Consider the following 20226-nt stretch of genomic DNA (forward strand, 5'->3'; position numbering starts at 1 on the left):
GGGAACCTCAGGCGGCTTTAGGGAGGGGTTCGGCGGAGGGGCAGAAAGCGCGGCCGAACACGAGGGAATGGCGCAGAGCCGCGACGCTTTCGCCGGAGCGGATGAGGTCGCGGTACCAGAGGGCGTCGGCAGCGTCGCCGACCAGCACGGCCCCGATCAGGGCGGAGCCCTTCAGAACGAGGCGGCGATAGACACCGGCCGCCGCGTCCGAGAAAACGAGGTCCTGCGTCCCCTCGCCGCCCGAGAAGTCTCCGGCCGAGAATACCGGCACGCCCGAGACCTTGAGGTTGGTGGAGAGCACGGAGCCGGGGTAAGCCGCCCAGGCGTCGCCCGAAAAGCGCCGCGCCAGGGCAGCCGCCATCTCGTAGCCGGGCTCCACGAGGCCATAGCAGGCGCCGCGATGCTCGGCGCATTCGCCGATCGCGTGGATGGCGGGATCGGACGTGATGAGACCGTCGTTGACCAGGACGCCGCGGCCCACGTCGAGCCCCGCCGCCCGGGCGAGATCGGCGTTGGGGCGCACCCCCACGGCGCAGACCACGAGGTCGGCCGGCAGCACGCGGCCGTCGGTGAGCTCGACGCCTTCGGCGCGGTCCGAGCCCATAACCCGGGCGGTGTCGGCCTGCAGCACGATCTCGACGCCGTTCCGGCGCATCGCGTCGGCCAGCAACGCCGCCGCGGGCGCGTCGAGCTGGCGCTCCATGAGGCGATCCATGATGTGGATGAGGGTGACGGGCGCGCCCGCCTTGGCGAGGCCGTAGGCGGCCTCCAGGCCCAGCAGCCCGCCGCCGATCACCACGGCGCGGCATCCCCGGCGGGCGGCGGCCCGCATGGCGTCCACGTCGGCGACGTCGCGGAAGCTGATGACGCCCGGCAGGTCCATGCCGGGTTTTGGCAGGCGGATCGGTCGCGAGCCCGTCGCCAGCACGAGCTTGCCATAAGGGAGCGTGCGACCGTCGCTCAGCGCGACGGTCTTCGCCCCGCGGTCGACCGCCGTGACGGCGCGGCCGAACAGGGTGCTCACGCCCTTGGCGCGCCACCAGGCGGCCGGCTTCAGCTCCAGGTCGGCATCCGCGATCTCGTCGGCCAGCAGGGACGACAGCAGCACGCGGTTGTAGGCCGGGCGCGGCTCCTCGCCGACGACCAGGATCGAGTAGCGGCCGAGCGCGCGAGTGGAGAGCTCCTCCACGAAGCGCGCCGCCACCATGCCGTTGCCGACGACGACGAGGGGTTCGCTCATGAGAGGTCTCCCGCATCTTGGAAAGCGCTGCATGCGCCCCCTCTCCCCGACAAAGGGAGAGAGTCGGGGTGAGGGCCCTGGGACAGCGCTCCCCTCATCCGGCGCTTCGCCCCACCTTCTCCCCGTACTGGGGAGAAGGGTTCAGGCGGCGCCTTGGCGGAAAAGGCCATCGCGCTCACGCCGCTTCCACGAAGCGGGTGCGCTCGTAGAGGAAGCGCAGGACGGATTCGCGGGCTTTGAGGTAGGTGGGATGGCCGGCCATCTCGAGCCGCTTGCGCGGGCGGGGCAGATCAACGGTCAGCACCTCGCCGATGCGGGCGGAGGGGCCGTTGGTCATCATCACGATGCGGTCGGAGAGCAGCACTGCCTCGTCGACGTCATGCGTGATCATGATCACGGTGTTGCCGAGCGACGCGTGGATCTGCATCAGCGAGTCCTGCAGATGCGCACGCGTCAGGGCGTCGAGCGCGCCAAAGGGCTCGTCCAGCAGCAGCACCTTGGGCTCCATCGCGAGCGCGCGGGCGATGCCGACGCGCTGCTTCATGCCGCCGGAGATCTCGGAGGGTCGCTTGTCCTTGGCGTGCGCCATCTGGACGAGCTCGAGATTGTGCATCGTCCAGTCATGCCGCTCGGCGCGGTTCTTGGCCGAGCCGAACACCTTGTCGACGCCGAGCCGGACGTTGGCGTAGACGCTGAGCCAGGGCAGCAGCGAGTGGTTCTGGAACACCACGGCGCGGTCCGGGCCGGGGCTGTTGACCTCGCGCTCCTCCAGCAGCACCGCGCCGCTGGAGACCTGCGTGAGGCCGGCCACGAGGTTCAGCAGCGTGGACTTGCCACAGCCGGAATGACCGATGATCGACACAAACTCGTTGCGGTCGATCGTCAGGCTGACGTCCTTCAGCACCTCGGAGGTGACACCGCCGCGGGTGAAGCTTTTCCCGACGTGATCGAGCTTGAGATAGGGCTTGTCGGAGGCGTTCGTCATGATGGCGGCTCCTCAGCTGGCGGACGCGCCGCGGGTGACGAGGGAGCCGAGCGCCCCGACCAGCCGGTCCAGCGCGAAGCCGACCAGGCCGATATAGGCGAGCGCGACGATGATGTCGGGCAGGCGGGACGAGTTCCAGGCGTCCCAGATGAAGAAGCCGATGCCGACGCCGCCGGTGAGCATCTCGGCCGCCACGATGGCGAGCCAGGACAGGCCGACGCCGATGCGAAGCCCCGTGAAGATGTACGGCGCCGCGGAAGGCAGCATGATCGTCCAGAAGAACTCGAAGGAGTTCAGCCGCAGCACGGCCGCGACGTTGCGGTAGTCGACCGGAATGTTGCGGATGCCGACCGCCGTGTTGATGATGATCGGCCAGATCGCCGTGATGAAGATCACGAAGATCGCCGAGGGGCGGCTGTCGCGGAACGCCGCCAGCGCGATGGGCAGCCAGGCAAGCGGCGGCACGGTGCGGAGCACCTGGAAGATGGGGTCGAGGCCCCGCATCGCCCATTCGGACTGGCCGATCAGCGAGCCCATGAGGATGCCGGCGATCGCCGCCAGCCCGAAGCCGATGGCGACGCGCTGCAGCGACACCAGCACGCGCCAGCCGAGCCCGATGTCCTGGCTGCCGAGATCGAAGAACGGCGACACGATGAGATCGCGCGCTTCCTTCCAGATCACGGACGGAGCCGGCAGCGTGGCGCCGGGCCTGTCGCACAGGATCTGCCAGACCAGCAGCATGACGGCGAGCGTCACCAGCGGCGGCACGACGTTGAAGCCGATCCAGCGGGCGACCGGACGGACCCGATCGGCGAGGCTCTTGCCGGGCGGCGCGAAGGCCACCACGGCGGCGGCCGCCGCCGGCTTGGCGCTGGCCGCCGCGGCTTGCGCCGTTGCGTCGGATTTAAGCAATGCGAGACCCATGGTCGGCGCTCCTTCGTGATCCTCGCCGCCGCCCTGCCCCTCATCCTGAGGAGCGGGCCCGTTGGGGCCCGCGTCTCGAAGGACGAGGGGATCCAGAGGGCGGCGGGGCTGAGCTTGCTGGAGTCCCTCGTCCTTCGAGACGCCTCGCGGTGCGAGGCTCCTCAGGATGAGGGGCGTTGTGGCGTGCAGATCTGCTCGCCCCTCACGCCACGCGCTTGATGCCGAGGCTGGCGAGGTAAGCGGAGGGGTTCTCGGGGTCGAAGACCTTGCCGTCGAAGAAGGTCTCCTTGCCGCGTGAGGACGTGGTCGGGATGTCGGCCGCGGCGACGCCCAGCGTCTTGGCGGCGTCGCGCCAGAGATCCTCGCGGTTCACCTTGGCGACCATCGCGCCGATGTCGGTGGTGGGCTCGAACTTACCCCAACGGACGTTCTCGGCGAGGAACCAGGCGTCATGCGACCGGAACGGGTAGGATGCGTGGCCGGCCCAGAACTTCATGTAGAGGTCGGTGGCCTTGGCGTTGCGGCCGTTGCCGTAGTTCACGTCGCCCTTGAGGCGGCCGAGCACGTCGGCGGGCGGCACGTTGAACCACTGCCGGCGGCCAAGGATCTGCGAGAGCTCGTCCTTGTTGGCCATGGCCTCGCACCATTGCTGTGCCTCCATGACGGCCATGAGCAGCGCGCGCGTCGCCTTCGGGTTCTTCTCCACCCAGTCGGCGCGCATGCCGAGCGCCTTTTCGGGGTGACCCTTCCAGAGCTCGCCCGTGGTGGCGGCCGTGAAGCCGATGCCCTGGTTGACAAGCTGTTCGTTCCACGGCTCGCCCACGCAGAAGGCGTCCATGTTGCCGACCTTCATGTTGGCGACCATCTGGGGCGGCGGCACCACGATGGTGGAGACGTCCTTGTCCGGGTCGACGCCGCCGGCGGCGAGCCAGTAGCGGATCCAGAGGTCGTGCGTGCCGCCCGGGAAGGTCATCGCGACCTTCACGTCCTTGCCGTCGGCCTTCTTTTTCTCGAAAGCGGCCTTCAGCGGCGAGGCGTCGAGGCCGACCTTGAGGTCCTTGTACTCGTTGGAAACCGACAGGCCCTGGCAGTCCAGGTTGAGGCGGGCCAGGATCACCATCGGCACCGGAACGTTGTTCTGCGTCACCTTGCCGGCCGACATCAGGTAGGGCAGCGGCGTCAGGATATGTGCGCCGTCGATGCCATTGGAGGCGCCGCCGAGCACGAGGTTGTCGCGCGTCGCGCCCCAGGAGGCCTGCTTGGCGACGTCGACGTCCGGCATGCCGTGCTTGGCGAAAATGCCCTTTTCCTTGGCGACGATCAGCGGCGCGGCGTCCGTGAGCGCGATGTAGCCGAGCTTCACGCCGGTGACTTCCGGTCCCGCCGCCTGCGCGAAGGCGCCGCCCGGCAGGCTGATCCCGACCGCGCTCAGCAGCGCCGATGCGCCTAGCGCGCTTCCGCTGCGCAGGAGCAGGTTGCGGCGGCTCACGCCGCGGTGGCTCACGCCGGCTGGGCTTTGATCAGGGATCTTGCGCTCGGTCATGCTCGGCTCCGGTGAAACGAAAAGCGCCGCTGACGAGCCCTCCCCGTGTGGCCCGGGAAGGCTGGTCAGCGGCGCTGCTGGGCGGCCCGCGAGGGCCTCTGATCAAACCGTCGGCGTTGGCGGCTTTGAATTAGAGATACAAGCGGCGTGCCAAGTGGAGATGGCCGGGCGAAAGACGCTGCGGCGCAGAGACTTGCGGGCGGCGGCTCCCATTCATGCAGAGATTCAACCAGCCGACGGCGATGCCTCGTTGAGCACGTATCCGCTGCAATTTTGTGCACTGCAATAAGACGGCGCGCCTTAGTCGCGCATCGCGGCGGCGTAGAGATCCGGGCGGTAGGTCGCGGCCGCGGCTTCGCGCAACTCGGGCGCATCCGCCATCTGGCCGGCCTCCACCATGCGGTCGACCAGCCAGGCGGCGTGGCCGGGATCGGGCGCCAGCACGTCCGGGCCCAGGCGGATGTAGTCAGGCGCGGCGCGGGCGTCGCCGCCGGGCGCCATGACAATCGAGCCGCGGAGGATCGCGAGCAGCAGTTCCTCCGAGGCGCCGAATAGCCCGGTTTCGGCCAGCATGGCGGCGACCGGGCGCTTGGCGTCGGGCTGCGTCAGCCACCGGGCGCTGCGGACGATGGCGCGGATGAGCTTGGCGATGGCCTCGGCGTTGCGCGCCTGCCATTCGGCGCGGAGCGCCAGCACCTTCTCGGGCGCGTCCGGGACAATGTCGCAGCCCAGATGCAGCATCACCGCGTGGCCGGACGCCACCGCGATGCTGTTCCAGGGCGCGCCGACACAGAAACCTTCGAGTTGCCCATTTTTCAGGCTGTCGGCCATGAACGGCGGCGGCAGCACCACCAGGTTGACGTCCTGGTCCGGATCGACGCCGCCGGAGCGCAGCCAGGCGCGCAGCTGGTAGTGGTGCGTGGAGAACGGGAAGACGTGGCCGAGCGTGATTTGCGGCAGGCCGTTGCGATGCCGGCCCCGCGCAATCCGCCCCAGCGCGGCGGCGGTGGCGGCCGGGTCGGCGGCGTCGCCGTCCAGCACATCCTCCATCTCGGCCCGGAGCGAGGTCGAGATCGTGATGGCGTTGCCGTTGAGGTTGAGCGCCACCGGGGCGACCAGCGCCGACTTCACCTGCCCGAGCCCGAAGCTGGCCGCGATGGCGGCGGGGGCCAGCATGTGGGCGGCGTCGAAGATGCCGAGGTTGAGCTTGTCGCGGATGTTGGCCCAGGACACCTCGGGAACGAGCTCGAGCTCCAGCCCTTCCTCGGCCGCGAAGCCGAACTTGTCGGCGACCAGCAGCAGCGTGGCGTCCACGAGCGGGATGTAGCCGATGCGCAGGCGCGTGGTCATTGCAGCAGCTCCGCGGCGGTGACCACCGACTGGGCGATCTCGGCGAGCTTCTTCTTCTCGTTCATGGCCGTCTTGCGCAGCAGCGCGTAGGCCTCCTCCTCGGTCACCCCCTTTGCCTTCATCAGGATGCCCTTGGCGCGGTCGATCACCTTGCGGTCGGCGAGTTGCGACTTCGCCTGCTCGAGCTCGCCCCTGAGGCGCGAGAAGGCGTTGAACCGGCTGATGCACATGTCGAGGATCGGCTTCACCCGGTCCTTGCGTAGCCCGTCCACCACATAGGCCGAGACGCCGGCGTCGATGGCGGCGTTGATCATGGCGGTGTCGGACTGGTCCACGAACATGGCCACAGGGCGCGGCACCGCGCGACTCACCTGGAACATCTGCTCTAGAACGTCGCGGCTGGGGCTCTCCAGATCGATCACGATCACGTCAGGCTCGGCTGCGACGATCCGGTCCATGATGCGGTCCGTGCCTTCGAGGTGGATCACGTCCGTGTAGCCGCCCTCGCGCAAACCTTCGGCGAGAATCGCCCGGCGAACCGGGCTCTGGTCGATGATCACGATGCGCGGCGACTTCGGCATGGACGAGGGGCGTTCCAGCTTGGACCTGCGATCAGGGAGGCAAGCATCGCGCCAGCCGGCCGACGGCCAGAACCGCGCGAGCGCAAACAGAAGGGGAAAGCACCGTCTTTTCGCCGCGATCCCATAGTCTTGGACGGTAGCCTCTGTACAAGTGCGCAGGGGCGAAGGCTCCCCTGCCCGGCCGCTCGGCCCGGCCTCCCCGATTTATCGCAAGGACCCGGCTTGAAGGCGCCACGTTCCCGCTTCGCCGCACCTCGGCTCGCCCTCCCGGCGGCGCTGGCGGCGCTTGTGCTCGCGGGGTGCCTGCCCGTCGAGAAGCCCGACGCGGCGCTGGACGTTCCGCCGCAATACCGGGCCGCCAAGGGCGCGCCGGGCGGGGCGCCGTCTCGCATCGCGTGGTGGCGGTCGTTCGGCTCCGCCGAGCTGACGCGGATCATGGAGGCGGTGGAGACCGACAACTTCGACATCAGCGCGGCGGTGTATCGCATCCAGCAGGCGGACGCGCAGGCGCGCATCGCCGGCGCTGCCCTGCTGCCCACGCTGGATGCGTCCAGCGACGCCAGCCGCGGCCGGCAGAGCGGGCTGGACCGGCGCGCGCTCAATATCGGGCTCAGCGCCAGCTACGAGATCGATTTCTGGGGCAAGAACCGCGCGGCCCAGATCGCCGCCGAACGCCTGGCGGCGGCCAGCCGCTTCGACCGCGACACGGTGGCATTATCGACGCTGGCCAGCACGGCGACGACCTATTTCGAGATCCTCGGCGCGCAGGATCGCCTGCGGATCGCGCGCGAGAGCCTCGCGAGCTCGACGCGCGTGCTGGATCTCATCAAGCAGCGCGTTACGGTAGGCACCGGGACGTCGCTCGACCAGGCGCAGCAGGAAACCGTAGTGGCGCAGCTTCGCGCCGCCATTCCGCCGCTGGAGCAGCAGATCGAGCAGAACAAGGCCACGCTGGCGGTGCTTCTCGGCCGCGCGCCCGAGCGCATCGCGATCCGGGGCGGCGGCACGGCCGGCGTGAGGCTGCCGCGCATCAATCCCGGCCTGCCCTCCGAGCTGCTGGCCCGGCGCCCGGATGTGGGCTCGGCCGAGGAACAGCTCGCCTCCGCCAGCGCCGACGTCACGGTGGCGCGGGCGCAGTTCTTCCCCTCCATCCGGCTCACCGCGCAGGGCGGGTACGAAAGCACGGCGCTGAGCAGCCTGTTCGGCCCCGGCGCGGGCTTCTACACGCTGGCGGCCGGGCTGACGCAACCGATCTTCCAGGGCGGACGGCTGCAGGGGCAACTCGACCAGGCCCGGGGACGCGAGAGCGAACTGCTCGAAACCTATCGCAAAGCCGTGATCTCGGCCTTCGCGGACGTGGAGCGGGCGCTGGTGGCGGTGCGGCAACTCGCCCGGCAGGAAGAATTACAGGCGCAAGCCGTCGAAAGTTCGCGCCGCGCATACCAGATATCGGAGCAGCGCCTGCGCGAGGGCACGGTCGACATCGTGACGGTGCTCAACACGCAGTCGAGCCTGTTCGGCAGCCAGGATTCGTTGGCGCAGGTGCGTCTCGCGCGGCTTCAGGCCATCGTGGCGCTGTATCAGGCGCTCGGCGGCGGATGGGACCTCGCCCCGCGGGGCGGCCGGCTCTGACCGGCGGAAGCGAAAGGGCAAGGCTCATCCAATGAGCAAGGTTTGGCGAGTCGGCGTCCCGCTCGCGATGATCGCCATCGTGGCGGCCCTCGTGAGCCCGATGGCGGTCGACCATTTCTGGCCCGGCTCGGAAAACCAGGGCGTGCGCGAGCGTGGCGCTGGGGGCGGCGGTGGACGCCGGCGCGGCGGGGCCGGCGGCGGCGAGGGCCAGCCGCCCGCGGCCGTGATCGCGGTTCCGGCGAAGCTCGCCGACGTGCCGATCTACCTGGAGAGCGTCGGCACCGCCCGGCCGCTGAACAGTGTCACGGTTCGCCCGCAGGTCGACGGCCAGCTGATTGAAATCCGCTTCCGAGAGGGGCAGGAGGTCAAGAAGGGCGACGTGCTCGCCCGCATCGATCCGACCCCGTACCAGGCCCAACTCGACCAGGCGACGGCCAAGAAGGCGCAGGACCAGGCGCTTCTCGAAAACGCCCGGCGCGACCTCGAGCGTTACGTGCGGCTTGCCGAAACCAACGCCGGCACGCGCCAGCAGGCCGACACACAGCGCTCCACGGTGGCGCAGCTCGAGGCGCAGCTGAAATCCGACCAGGCCGCCATCGACAGCGCCAGGGCGACCCTGGCCTACACCACCATTGTGTCGCCGCTCGACGGTCGCACGGGCCTGCGCAACGTCGACGAGGGCAACATCGTCAAGCAGGGCGATGCGGTGGGCATCGTGACGGTCTCGCAGATCCAGCCGATCGCGGTTCTGTTCAACCTGCCGCAGCAGCAGCTAGCGCGCGTCATCAAGGCGCAGAGCGCCGCACCGTTGCGGGCCGAGGCCGTGGCGCCCGATGGCAAGGCCGTGGTGGATGCGGGCGCGCTCCAGGTGGTGGACAACCAGGTCGACATCACCACCGGCACGGTCAGGCTCAAGGCCGAGTTCCCCAACGCGCAGCTGGCGCTGTGGCCGGGCGCCTTCGTGAATGTCCGGCTGCTCGTGGAGACGCTGCAACAGGTGGTGGTCACGCCGACGGCCGCTGTGCAGCGCGGGCCCAAGGGCACCTTCGTCTACATCGTGAAGGCCGACGACACCGTCGCGCTGCGCGACGTGACGGTGGCCACGCAGGACGACGCGCAGGCCGTGATCGCCACGGGCCTGCAGGCCGGCGAGCGGGTGGTCACCACCGGCTTCGCCCGCCTCGCCGAAGGCGCCCGGGTGGCGGTTTCCGCGCCCGATGCTCCGGCCGACGCCGCCGCGCCCGCCATCCACCAGGATATGCGCGGCCGGACGCCGGGTGCGGGCGGCGAAGGCCGAAGGCGGCGCGAGGGGGCGCCGGCTGCTGGGGCGGACGGCGCTCCGGCATCGCCGGGGCAAAGGCCAAGGCGCGAAGCAGCCGGGCAACCGGCGCCGGCAACGGCCGCAACGCCATGAGCCGGTCACCCCGGTTTGCTGCGGGCAGCTCACAGCCCCTCATCCTGAGGAGCCATGCGTCTTCGCATGGCGTCTCGAAGGACGAGGGAATCCAGAGCGCTCCACGGCTGAGCTTTCTGGAATCCCTCGTCCTTCGAGACGCAGGCCCAAGCGGGCCTACTCCTCAGGATGAGGGGTTTGGAGGCGGGCCTATGAGCGCGTGGGATCCGGCGCCGTGAGCATCTCGTCGCCCTTCATTCGGCGGCCGATTGCGACCTCGCTGTTGGGGTTGGCGGTGCTGATCGGCGGCGTAATGGGCTATTTCAGCCTGCCGGTGTCATCGCTGCCGCAGGTGGATTTTCCTACCATCCAGGTCACCACGCAGGTGCCGGGCGCAAATCCCGAGACCGTGGCGGCGCTGGTGACGGCGCCGCTGGAGCGGCAGATGGGGCAGATCCCGTCGCTCTCCACCATGACGTCGTCTTCGGCGTTCGGCATCAGCCAGGTGACACTGCAGTTCAGCCTCGACCGCGACATCGACGCCGCCGCACAGGACGTTCAGGCGGCCATCAACGCCGCCGCGTCGACGCTGCCCAAGACGCTTCCCTACCCGCCGGTCTATTCCAAGGTGAACCCCGCCGACGCACCGATTCTGACGTTGACGCTGAGTTCGCCCACTTACGGCGTGCGCCAGCTCAGCGACATGGCGGATACGCTGCTTTCGCAGCGCCTCAGCGAGATCACGGGCGTCGGCCACGTCTCTGTGCAGGGCGGCGTCCGGCCGGCGATCCGCATCCAGGCGGACCTGCAGCGCCTCGCGTCCTATGGCATCGGCATGGACGACCTGCGGGTCGCCATCGTGAACGCTAACGTGGCCGGCCCGAAGGGCTCGCTGGATGGCGCGCACCAGTCCTACACCATCGCGGCCAACGACCAGGTGACCAGCGCGGCGGCCTACCGGGACGTCGTGATCGCCTATCGCAACGCCGCCCCGGTGCTGCTGCGCGACGTCGCCGAGGTGGTGGACGGGCTGGAAAACGCCAAGGTGGCGGGCTGGAGCAACGGCCAGCCGGCGATCATTATCGACATCCAGCGCCAGCCGGGGGCCAATGTGGTCGAGACCGTGCGGCGGCTGCAGGCGGAGTTGCCGCGTCTGCAGCGCGTGCTGCCCGCGGACGTGACGCTGGCCGTGATCCACGACCGCACCGGCACGATCCGGGCGTCCATCAAGGACGTGCAGTTCACGCTGGCGCTCAGCGTCGGGCTCGTGGTGCTCGTGGTGCTGCTGTTTCTGCGCACCGTGCGGGCCACCATCATCGCGGGCGTCGCGCTGCCGCTGTCTTTGATCGCGACGTTCGGGGTGATGTGGTTCGCGGGCTTCAGCCTCGACAACCTGTCCTTGATGGCGCTCACGATCGGCACCGGCTTCGTGGTCGACGATGCAATCGTGATGATCGAGAACATCGTGCGCCATATCGAGCGGGGCGAGCCGCCCTTCGAGGCGGCGCTGGAGGGCGCGCGAGAGATCGGCTTCACGGTGGTGTCGCTGACGCTGTCGCTGATCGCGGTGTTCATCCCGCTGCTGTTCATGACCGGCATTGTCGGGCGCATGTTCCGCGAGTTCGCGCTCACGCTCACGGTTGCGGTGGTGGCCTCCGCGATCGTGTCGCTGACGCTGACGCCGATGATGTGCGCGCGGCTGCTAAGGCCTTCGAGCGGACACGAGACCGCGCGGCGGCCAGGACGGATCGCGGCCGGGTTCAACGCGCTGTTCGATGGCGTGACGGCCGGCTATGGCCGCAGCCTCGAATGGGCGCTGCGCCGGTCGGGGTTGATGCTGCTCATCACCTTCGCGACGCTGGGCGCAACCTTGTGGCTCTACGTGGCCATGCCCAAGGGCTTCCTGCCGCAGCAGGACACCGGGCTGGTCACCGCGATCGCGCAGGGCGAGCCGACGGCCTCCTTCGCGGCCATCCAGCGGGCCCAGATCCTGGCCGCGGAGGCGATCCGGGCCGACCCCGACGTCTCCGGCGTGGCCGCCGTGGCAGGCGTCGGTCCCTCCAACCTGACACCCAACACTGGCCGGCTCACCGTCACGCTGAAGCCCCGCGACCGGCGCAGCGCGGACGCCGAGGCGATCATCGAGCGGCTGAAGGCGCGTACTGCGTCCATCCCGGGCGCGCGGGTGTCGTTCCAGCTCGTGCAGGACGTGCAGATCACCACGCGCGCCAGCCGGGCGGCCTACCAGTACACCCTCACGGGCGCGGACCCGGCCGAGGTGACCGGCTGGGCGGCGCGGCTGGCCGGGCGGCTGCGCGACGAGCCGGCGCTGCGCGATGTCGCGACGGAGGGCGGCGAAGGCGGCGGGCAGTTGTTCGTGGAGGTCGACCGCGACGCCGCCGCCCGGCTTGGCGTCTCGATGCAGACCGTCAACGACACGCTGAACAGCGCCTTCGGGCAGCGGCAGATCTCCACCATCTACGCCCAGTCCAACCAGTACCGCGTAATCCTGGAGGCGCAGCCGCGCTACCAGCAAGACAGCGCGTCGATCGGCAAGCTCTACCTCTCCACGAGCGCGGGCGCACAGGTGCCGATGTCCGCCATCGCGACCGTCCGCCAGCGCACTGCGCCGCTGGTGGTGCAGCACGAGGAGCAGTTCCCGGCCGAGACCATCAGCTTCGATCTCGCGCCCGGCTCGTCGCTCAGCGACGCCGTGGCGGCGATCGGGCGGGTGGAAGTTGAGCTCGGCGCCCCGGCCGGCGTTTCCGGCCGCTATTCGGGCGAGGCGGCCGAGTTCGCGCGCTCGCTGGCCGGGCAGCCCTGGCTGATCCTGGCCGCCGTGGTGACGATCTACATCGTGCTGGGCGTGCTCTACGAGAGCGCCATTCACCCGATCACGATCCTGTCGACGCTCCCTTCCGCGGGCGTCGGCGCGCTGCTGGCGCTGCGCCTCACCGGGCAGGATCTCTCCATCGTCGCGCTGATCGGCATCGTGCTCTTGATGGGCATCGTGAAGAAGAACGCGATCATGATGATCGACTTCGCGCTGGACGCCGAGCGCCAGGACGGGCTCTCGCCGCGCGAGGCCATCACCAAGGCGTGCCTGCTGCGCTTCCGGCCGATCATGATGACCACGCTGGCGGCCCTGTTCGGCGCCCTGCCGCTGGCGCTGGAGAGCGGCGTCGGCTCCGAGCTGCGCAATCCGCTGGGCATCAGCATCGTCGGCGGCCTGCTGCTCAGCCAGCTGATCACGCTCTACACCACGCCGGTGATCTATCTGGCGCTGGAGCGCCTGCGGCTGCGGCTCGGCGGGGCGCCGCTGGCGACCCGGGAAGCCCGGTCATGAGCGGCTTCAGCATCTCCGAACCCTTCATCCGGCGGCCGGTCGGCACGACACTCATGGCGCTCGGGCTGCTGATCGCCGGGCTGGCGGCCTACCACCTGCTGCCCGTGTCCAGCCTGCCCACCGTGGACCTGCCGACCATCCGGGTGGCGTCGAGCCGGCCCGGCGCGGACCCGACCACGATGGCGGCGACCGTGGCGGCCCCGCTGGAGCGGCGGCTGGGCGAGATCGCGGGCGTCACCGAGATCACGTCGCGCTCGTCGCTGGGGCAGACCAGCATCGTGGTGCAGTTCGACGCCAACCGCAGCGTGGACGGAGCGGCGCGCGACGTGCAGGCGGCGCTGAACGCGGCCGCCACGGACCTGCCGGGCGACCTGCCGACGCTCCCGACCTTTCGCAAGATGAACCCGGCGGCCGCGCCGATCCTGATCCTGGCGCTGACCTCCGACACCATGGCGCCCAGCGCCGTCTACGACGCGGCCGACAGCGTGATCGCGCAGCGCATCGCGCAGGTGAGCGGGGTCGGCGACGTCAGCGTGTCGGGCGCCGAGCAGCCGGCGATCCGGGTGCGGATCGATCCGTCGCGGCTCGCCGCCATGGGGGTCTCGATGGAGACCGTGCGTAGCGCCATCGTGGCGGCAAATGCACTGGCGCCGATCGGCTCCATTGATGGCGACGAGCGCATGCTGGCTATCGCGACCAATGCGCAACTCGCCAAGCCCGACGACGTCGCGCGGCTGCTGGTGAAGACGCTCAACGGCGTCAGCGTGCGGCTCGGCGATATCGCGACCGTGGAGGCCGGCACGCGCAACCGGCGCTCGGCGGCGAGCTACAACGGCAAGCCCGCCGTGCTGCTCAACATCACCAAGCAGGCCGACGCCAACGTCATCGCGACCGTGGACCAGATCAAGGCGCTGCTGCCGGAGCTCGGCCGCTGGGTGCCGGCGGGCATCAAGGTCGACATCCTGTCCGACCGCACGGTGACGATCCGCGCCAGCGTGGACGACATGCAGTGGACGCTCGCGGCCACGGTGGGCCTCGTGATGCTGGTGGTGCTCGTGTTCCTGCGCAGGCTCACGCCGACCATGGCGGCCGGCGTGACGGTGCCTCTCTCGTTGGCCGGAGCCTGCGCGTGCATGTGGGCGGCGGGTTTTTCGCTCGACAACATCTCGCTTATGGCGCTGGCGGTGTCGGTGGGGTTCGTGGTCGACGACGCCATCGTGATGATCGAGAACTACGACCGCAACCGCGCGGCCGGGCTCTCGGCGCTGCAGGCCGCCATCGAGGGGGCGCGGCAGATCGGGTTCACGGTGGTGTCGATCAGCGTGTCGCTGCTGGCCGCGTTCCTGCCGCTGTTCATGATGGGCGGCGTACTCGGCAAGCTGTTCCGCGAGTTCGCGATGACGCTGGCCTTCACGATCGTGATCTCGACCGTGGTGTCGCTCACCGTCACGCCGATGATCTGCGCGCGCAGCAAGAGCCCGCCCGCGCAGGACCGGGGCAGGCTCGTGGACCGGGTGGTGGAAGGCGCGCTGGCCGGGCTGGTGCGCTTTTACGCGGCGACGCTCGCGGTGGTGCTGCGGCAGAAGTTCCTGGCGGTGCTGATCCTGCTCGCCACCATCGCGGCCTCCGTGAACCTGTTCATCAAGACGCCCAAGGGCTTTTTCCCGCAGGACGACACCGGCCTCCTGTTCGGCTTCACGGAAGCGTCGACCGACATCTCGTTCCCGGCGATGCTGGACCTGCAGGAGCGCGTCGCCGCCATCGTGCAGGCCGACCCCGCCGTGGTGGGCATCGGCTCCTCGGTCGGGGCGAGCGGCTGGTCGGGCTCGGTGAACCAGGGCCAGATGTATGTGAGCCTGAAGCCGCAGGCCGAGCGCGACGGGTTGGCGACCCCGCTGGTGATCGATCGGCTGCGCAAGAAGCTCGCCGAGGTCGCGGGTATCCGCGTGTTCCTGTTCGCCAGCCAGGACGTGCGCGTGGGCGGGCGGCAGGGCAACTCGCCCAACCAGTTCACACTGTGGACGCCGGACTATGACGAGCTGATCGCCTGGGCCCCGCGGGTGCTGGACAAGATCAAGGCCGTTGAGGGCCTCGTGGACGTGTCCACGGACCGCCAGCCCAACGGGCTGCAGGCCAATGTGGTGATCGACCGGCCGACCGCCTCGCGCCTTGGCGTCAAGATCCAGGACATCGACAACGCCCTGAACAACGCCTTCGCGCAGCGGCAGATCTCAACCATTTACTCGCAGCGCAACCAATACCGCATCGTCATGGAGGTGGAGCAGCGCTTCCAGCGCGATCCGGGGGACCTGTCGGCCATCTATGTTCCGGCGAGCGGCGGCGGGCTCGTGCCGCTCTCGTCCGTCGCCACGGTGGAGCGCGGCCTCGCCCCGCTGGTCGTCAACCACCAGGGCCAGTTCCCGGCCGCCACCATCACGTATGACATGGCTCCGGGGGTGCTGGCCGCCGACGCGCAGAGCCGCATCCTGGCCGCGGTCGCCGAGATGCACTTACCCGACACTCTGCACGCCGAGTTCGCGGGCGACGCCAAGGCCTTCGCGCAGAGCGCCGGGTCGCAGCCCGTGCTGGTCGGCATAGCGCTGATCGCCGTCTACCTCGTGCTCGGCATCCTGTACGAGGACCTCGCGCATCCGCTCACCATCCTGTCGACGCTGCCATCTGCCGCACTGGGGGCGCTGCTGGCGCTCAAGATCACCGGGATGGAGCTGTCCGTGATCGCCTTCATCGGCGTGATCCTGCTGATCGGCATCGTGAAGAAGAACGGCATCATGCTTGTCGACTTCGCGCTCGACGCCGAGCGCCGGCGCGGGCTGGCGCCGCTGGACGCCATTCACGAGGCCTGCCTCGAGCGGTTCCGGCCCATCCTGATGACCACGCTCGCCGCCCTGCTCGGCGCCGTGCCGCTGATCCTGGCGACCGGCCCGGGTTCCGAACTGCGCCGCCCGCTGGGCGTCACCATCGCGGGCGGGCTGATCGTGTCGCAGTTGCTGACGCTCTACACGACGCCGGTGATCTACCTGCTGATGGATAAGATCCATCGCCGCAGGCGCACGCCCGCCAGGCTGCGCGCCGCCGATGGCGAACCCCGGCCGGAAAGCGCCGTGGCCTAGGGGCGCGGCCCCGTGACGATCACGAAAAAACCCGCCGGCGCGGGGCCGGCGGGAAGTCGGAGCCTTCGGAGTGAAGAGAGCTCCTCGGAGGGAAGTCGAGAAGATCGCCTTTCGGCGCAATCATTGGACCACGATGCAGCCTTTACGTGTGTGACCGAGTTCACAGCCCCGAGCGGGCCAGCGCCAATCCAGCGCGGCTCTTGACCCGTATCGTTTCGGCCAGCCAAACTTGAGGCGGCGGGGGCCTGAGGCGGATTACGACAACGAGGGCTTCCATGATCAAATTCAGCACAATCGCCGCCGTGGCGTTCGGACTGGCGATGGGCGCCGCCGGCGCAGCCAAGGCCGACGTCGTCGTGTCCTCCAAGCTGGACACCGAGGCGACGCTGCTCGGCAACGTCATTCGCATCGTCCTGGAGGCGAATGGCGTCAAGACGCAGGACCGCCTCACATTGGGCGGCACGCCGGTGGTGCGCAATGCGATCATTTCGGGCGAGATCGACATCTACCCGGAATACACCGGCAACGCGGCCTTCTTCTTCAACAAGGCCGAGGACGGCGCCTGGAAAGACCTCGCCAAGGGCTACGAACTGGCCAAGAAGCTCGACTACGACGCCAACAAAATCGTCTGGCTCACGCCCGCGCCGGCCAATAACACCTGGGCGATCGCGGTGCGCAAGGATGTGGCCGACAAGGCCAAGCTGAAGACCATGAGCGACTTCGGCAAGTGGGTTTCGGGCGGCGGCGCCGCAAAGCTCGCGGGCTCGGCCGAATTTGTGAACTCGCCGGCGGCCCTGCCCTCCTTCGGCAAGACCTACGGCTTTACGATGAAGCCCGAACAACTCGTCGTGCTCTCGGGCGGCGACACGGCCGCGACCATCAAGGCGGCGGCCGACCAGACGAACGGCGTCAACGCCGCCATGGCGTACGGCACCGACGGCGGCGTCGCTGCCTCGGGGCTCGTGGTCATGGACGACGACAAGAACGACCAGCCCGTCTATGCGCCCGCCCCGATCATCCGCGAGGCCGTGCTGAAGGAGAACCCGAAGATCGCCGAGTGGCTGAAGCCCGTGTTCGAGAGCTTCACCCGCGAGACGCTGCAGGACCTGAACGCCCGCATTCAGGTGGGCGGCGAGCCCGCCAAGGCGGTCGCGGAGGAATACCTGAAATCCAAGGGCTTTCTGAAGAAGTAAGGCGCGACGCGATGGCGACGCAACGGGCCGCCGCGGCGCCATCGCACCAGGATGGGACAGGCGTCCTGGCCCGCCTGGACCGCCTCGGCCTCCTGCTAATCGCCCTGGGAGGCGGCGGGCTCGCGGCCCTGCCCTTTCTTGTGTTCAAGGCCAACCGCATCGCGGCGGGCGCAACCAAGACGCTGGCCGACGCGCTCGGGCCGGCCCTCGCGGCGGCGTTTCTCGCCGTGCTGGCGCTGGTCGCCGCGGTGGCGCTTCTGGACCGGCGGCCACCCGTTCGGCTCTCCGCCGCGCTGCTGGGCGTCGCCGCCGTGGCGCTGGCGCTCGGCTTCGGGGCCGGCTGGCTGACGCCTCCGGGCGACCGCTTCGCCCGGGTCGCGCCCGGGGGCGGCGCCTGGCTGCTGCTGCTCGCGCTGGCGCTTCTCGCCACCGACGCGCTGGCCCGATTGCGGCTTTCGCCGCTGGTACGCATGGCCGCCCTCGCGAGCGCCGCCGCCGTGACCGTGCTGGCGTTTCGCTCCGGCCTCTTCGACCAGCTCTCGGTGATGCGCGAATATGCGTCTCGGGCGGACGTGTTCGGGCGCGAAGTGCGCCAGCACCTGCTGCTCGCCGGCGGCTCCGTGGCGGCCGCGATCCTGATCGGTGCCCCGCTCGGCGCGCTTTGCGCCCTCCGGCCCCGCCTGCGCGGAGTCGCGCTGCCGTTCCTCAACATCGTGCAGACGATCCCGAGCATCGCGCTGTTCGGCCTCCTGATGGGGCCGCTCGCCTGGCTCGGCCGCACGCAGCCCTGGGCGGCGGAGCTCAGCATCCGCGGCATCGGCGCCGCGCCGGCGCTGCTCGCCCTGACCCTCTATGCGCTGCTGCCCGTGACGGCCAACACGGCGCTGGGACTTGGCCGCGTGCCCGCCACCGTGGTGGACGCCGCCGCCGGTATGGGCATGACGCGTCGGCAGATCCTCGCCCGCATCGAAATCCCGCTCGCCCTGCCGGTAATCCTCGCCGGCGTGCGAGTGGTGCTGGTGCAAAACATCGGCCTCGCCACCATCGCGGCGCTGATCGGCGGCGGCGGGCTCGGGACCTTCGTTTTCCAAGGCGTCGGCCAGACCGCCATCGACCTCGTGCTGCTCGGCGCAGCCCCCACGGTCGCGATGGCGTTCGCGGCCGCGGTGCTGCTGGATGCCGCTGTCGACGCACTCGGCAGGCGCCCGGCATGATCGAGCTCGGAAACCTCACCAAGCGCTACGGCGAAGTCGACGTGGTGTCGGACGTCTCCATGCAGATCCAGCCGGGATCCTTCACGGTGGTGGTCGGCCAATCGGGCTCCGGCAAGTCGACGCTGCTGCGCATGGTCAATCGCCTGGTCGAGCCCACGGCCGGGAGGGTGCTGATCGACGGGCGGGATGTCGCGTCCATTCCCGGCCCCATCCTGCGCCGCGGCATCGGCTACGCCATCCAAGGCCACGGCCTGTTTCCGCACCGCACCGTGGCGCAGAACGTCGCCACCGTACCGACGCTGCTCGGCTGGCCGAAAGTCAGGATCCGCGCCCGCGTGGCGGAGCTCCTGGAGGCTCTCCAGCTCGATCCCGCCCTTTTCGCGGGCAAATACCCGGACGAGCTTTCCGGCGGCGAGCAGCAGCGCGTCGGCGTGGCGCGCGCCCTGGCGGCCGGGCCCAACATCCTGCTGATGGACGAGCCCTTCGGCGCGCTGGATCCCATAATCCGCGTCAAGGCGCAGGACGACGTCAAGGCCATCCAGCGGCGCTTCGAAACCACCATCCTTCTCGTGACGCACGACATGGAGGAGGCGTTTCACCTCGGCGACGCCATTGCGGTGATGAGCGGCGGCAAGCTGCAGCAATATGGCAAGCCCGAGGACCTGCTGCTGCGCCCGGCCAACGATTACGTATCGCGGCTGATCGGCTCCTCCGACCGGGCGCTGCGGGCGCTGTCCCTCAAGACCGCGCGCGACGCCGCGGAGCCCGGCGACACGGCCGGCCTTCCCCCGATCGCGCCGGACGCCAACCTGCGCGACGCTCTTGCGGAGCTGATCTGGCGGGGGGCCGATGCGGCGGCGGTGAGCGGCGAGGCGGGGGCGCCGCCCGGGCGCCTCTCGCTGCGCCGCATTCTCGCGCTTGGGCGCGGCGCATGAGCGCGCTGGCGCTGGCGCCGCGCATCGTCGCGCTCGTGCTGCTGCTCGCCTTCTTGCTAGCGCCGCAAAGCTTCGCGCCCGTGTTCGCGCCGCTGACGCAGAACGGCGCGCCGCCGATCTACGCCCAGGCCTCCTTGCTCGACCTCGCGGTCGCGCATCTCGAACTCGTTGCGGTGGCCACCGTCGCGAGCGCCGCCGTGGCGATCGCGCTGGGCGTGCTGGTGACCCGCCGGGCGGGGGCCGAATTCCTGCCGCTGTCGCGCGCCATCGTGAATATCGGCCAGACTTTTCCGCCCGTCGCCGTGCTGGCGGTGGCGGCGCCGCTGGTCGGTTTCGGGCAGGCGCCGACGCTGATCGCGCTGTTCGTCTACGGGTTGCTGCCGATTTTTGAAAACACCCTCAGCGGGCTGCAGCAGGTTTCGGCGGCCGTGGTGGAATCGGCCAAAGGCGCGGGCATGAGCGGCTTGCAGCGCCTGTTGAAAATCGAGCTGCCGCTCGCCGCGCCGCAGATCCTGGAGGGTGTGCGCCTTTCCACCGTGATCGCGATCGGCACCGCCACGATTGGCTCCACGGTGGCCGCCAAGGGGCTTGGCGAAGTCATCATTGCCGGGCTGTTGTCGGACAACACCGCCTTCATCCTGCAGGGCGGGCTGGTGGTGGGCGTGATGGCGGTGCTGATCTACGATGCGATGACGGCGCTGGAGCGCATCGCGCTGCGCCGGCTCGGCGTGAGGCGCTAGAGCCGGAGCCCGTGCGCGC

At 69.7% G+C, this 20226-nt stretch carries 14 protein-coding genes; 8 read left to right on the plus strand and 6 right to left on the minus strand.

The features are described 5' to 3' along the window. Positions 1–7 precede the first annotated feature (7 nt). The 6 genes from AC1DSZ_RS17980 to AC1DSZ_RS18005 form a co-directional block, all read right to left on the minus strand. Positions 8–1240 carry an NAD(P)/FAD-dependent oxidoreductase gene (locus tag AC1DSZ_RS17980; protein WP_476839725.1) on the minus strand — a complete coding sequence of 411 codons (1233 nt, stop codon included), beginning with the start codon at positions 1238–1240 and terminating at the stop codon, positions 8–10. A 175-nt stretch (positions 1241–1415) separates the two neighbouring features. Then, the gene (locus AC1DSZ_RS17985; protein WP_476839726.1) at positions 1416–2225 is read right to left on the minus strand and encodes an ABC transporter ATP-binding protein; all 810 of its coding nucleotides are present in this window, start codon (positions 2223–2225) and stop codon (positions 1416–1418) included. A gap of 12 nt (positions 2226–2237) precedes the next feature. Further along, the gene (gene ntrB, locus AC1DSZ_RS17990) at positions 2238–3149 is read right to left on the minus strand and encodes a nitrate ABC transporter permease (RefSeq protein WP_476839727.1); all 912 of its coding nucleotides are present in this window, start codon (positions 3147–3149) and stop codon (positions 2238–2240) included. A gap of 202 nt (positions 3150–3351) precedes the next feature. Next, positions 3352–4692, minus strand: a complete 1341-nt coding sequence (locus tag AC1DSZ_RS17995; protein ID WP_476839728.1) for a CmpA/NrtA family ABC transporter substrate-binding protein — start codon at positions 4690–4692, stop codon at positions 3352–3354. 300 nt (positions 4693–4992) lie between these two features. Continuing rightward, positions 4993–6042 carry a CmpA/NrtA family ABC transporter substrate-binding protein gene (locus AC1DSZ_RS18000; RefSeq protein WP_476839729.1) on the minus strand — a complete coding sequence of 350 codons (1050 nt, stop codon included), beginning with the start codon at positions 6040–6042 and terminating at the stop codon, positions 4993–4995. Further along, the gene (locus AC1DSZ_RS18005) at positions 6039–6623 is read right to left on the minus strand and encodes an ANTAR domain-containing response regulator (RefSeq protein ID WP_476839730.1); all 585 of its coding nucleotides are present in this window, start codon (positions 6621–6623) and stop codon (positions 6039–6041) included. The genes AC1DSZ_RS18000 and AC1DSZ_RS18005 overlap by 4 nt, the downstream gene beginning before the upstream one ends. A 222-nt stretch (positions 6624–6845) precedes the next feature. Between AC1DSZ_RS18005 and AC1DSZ_RS18010 the strand changes: the two genes are divergently transcribed. The 8 genes from AC1DSZ_RS18010 to AC1DSZ_RS18045 all read left to right on the plus strand — a co-directional run bounded on the left by AC1DSZ_RS18010 (position 6846) and on the right by AC1DSZ_RS18045 (position 20207). Next, entirely contained in the window at positions 6846–8255 is a 1410-nt protein-coding gene (locus AC1DSZ_RS18010) for an efflux transporter outer membrane subunit (protein WP_476839731.1), read from the plus strand. 31 nt (positions 8256–8286) lie between these two features. Next, on the plus strand, positions 8287–9669 hold the full coding sequence (locus tag AC1DSZ_RS18015) for an efflux RND transporter periplasmic adaptor subunit (RefSeq protein WP_476839732.1): 1383 nt from the start codon (positions 8287–8289) through the stop codon (positions 9667–9669). 214 nt (positions 9670–9883) lie between these two features. Beyond that, on the plus strand, positions 9884–12994 hold the full coding sequence (locus AC1DSZ_RS18020) for an efflux RND transporter permease subunit (RefSeq protein ID WP_476839733.1): 3111 nt from the start codon (positions 9884–9886) through the stop codon (positions 12992–12994). Next, positions 12991–16125 carry an efflux RND transporter permease subunit gene (locus AC1DSZ_RS18025; RefSeq protein WP_476839734.1) on the plus strand — a complete coding sequence of 1045 codons (3135 nt, stop codon included), beginning with the start codon at positions 12991–12993 and terminating at the stop codon, positions 16123–16125. Before AC1DSZ_RS18020 ends, AC1DSZ_RS18025 begins: the two co-directional genes overlap by 4 nt. Positions 16126–16445: 320 nt before the next feature. Beyond that, positions 16446–17318 carry a glycine betaine ABC transporter substrate-binding protein OsmF gene (gene osmF / locus AC1DSZ_RS18030; RefSeq protein WP_476839844.1) on the plus strand — a complete coding sequence of 291 codons (873 nt, stop codon included), beginning with the start codon at positions 16446–16448 and terminating at the stop codon, positions 17316–17318. Between the two features lie 11 nt (positions 17319–17329). After that, on the plus strand, positions 17330–18532 hold the full coding sequence (locus AC1DSZ_RS18035; protein WP_476839735.1) for an ABC transporter permease: 1203 nt from the start codon (positions 17330–17332) through the stop codon (positions 18530–18532). Continuing rightward, positions 18529–19467 (plus strand): ABC transporter ATP-binding protein, encoded by a 939-nt coding sequence (locus AC1DSZ_RS18040; protein ID WP_476839736.1) that lies wholly within the window; start codon positions 18529–18531, stop codon positions 19465–19467. The genes AC1DSZ_RS18035 and AC1DSZ_RS18040 overlap by 4 nt, the downstream gene beginning before the upstream one ends. After that, positions 19464–20207, plus strand: a complete 744-nt coding sequence (locus AC1DSZ_RS18045) for an ABC transporter permease (RefSeq protein ID WP_476839737.1) — start codon at positions 19464–19466, stop codon at positions 20205–20207. Before AC1DSZ_RS18040 ends, AC1DSZ_RS18045 begins: the two co-directional genes overlap by 4 nt. Positions 20208–20226: the final 19 nt, after the last annotated feature.

Source organism: Alsobacter sp. P4_H11 (assembly GCF_056400925.1).

Excerpts from the sequence above, each read along its gene's own strand:
- AC1DSZ_RS18035 (WP_476839735.1), top strand. The coding sequence starts at position 17,330 with ATGGCGACGCAACGGGCCGCCGCGGCGCCATCGCACCAGGATGGGACA.
- AC1DSZ_RS17985 (WP_476839726.1), bottom strand. The coding sequence starts at position 2,225 with ATGACGAACGCCTCCGACAAGCCCTATCTCAAGCTCGATCACGTCGGG.
- AC1DSZ_RS17980 (WP_476839725.1), bottom strand. The coding sequence starts at position 1,240 with ATGAGCGAACCCCTCGTCGTCGTCGGCAACGGCATGGTGGCGGCGCGC.
- AC1DSZ_RS17995 (WP_476839728.1), bottom strand. The coding sequence starts at position 4,692 with ATGACCGAGCGCAAGATCCCTGATCAAAGCCCAGCCGGCGTGAGCCAC.
- AC1DSZ_RS18015 (WP_476839732.1), top strand. The coding sequence starts at position 8,287 with ATGAGCAAGGTTTGGCGAGTCGGCGTCCCGCTCGCGATGATCGCCATC.
- ntrB (WP_476839727.1), bottom strand. The coding sequence starts at position 3,149 with ATGGGTCTCGCATTGCTTAAATCCGACGCAACGGCGCAAGCCGCGGCG.
- osmF (WP_476839844.1), top strand. The coding sequence starts at position 16,446 with ATGGGCGCCGCCGGCGCAGCCAAGGCCGACGTCGTCGTGTCCTCCAAG.
- AC1DSZ_RS18005 (WP_476839730.1), bottom strand. The coding sequence starts at position 6,623 with ATGCCGAAGTCGCCGCGCATCGTGATCATCGACCAGAGCCCGGTTCGC.
- AC1DSZ_RS18000 (WP_476839729.1), bottom strand. The coding sequence starts at position 6,042 with ATGACCACGCGCCTGCGCATCGGCTACATCCCGCTCGTGGACGCCACG.
- AC1DSZ_RS18040 (WP_476839736.1), top strand. The coding sequence starts at position 18,529 with ATGATCGAGCTCGGAAACCTCACCAAGCGCTACGGCGAAGTCGACGTG.
- AC1DSZ_RS18045 (WP_476839737.1), top strand. The coding sequence starts at position 19,464 with ATGAGCGCGCTGGCGCTGGCGCCGCGCATCGTCGCGCTCGTGCTGCTG.
- AC1DSZ_RS18025 (WP_476839734.1), top strand. The coding sequence starts at position 12,991 with ATGAGCGGCTTCAGCATCTCCGAACCCTTCATCCGGCGGCCGGTCGGC.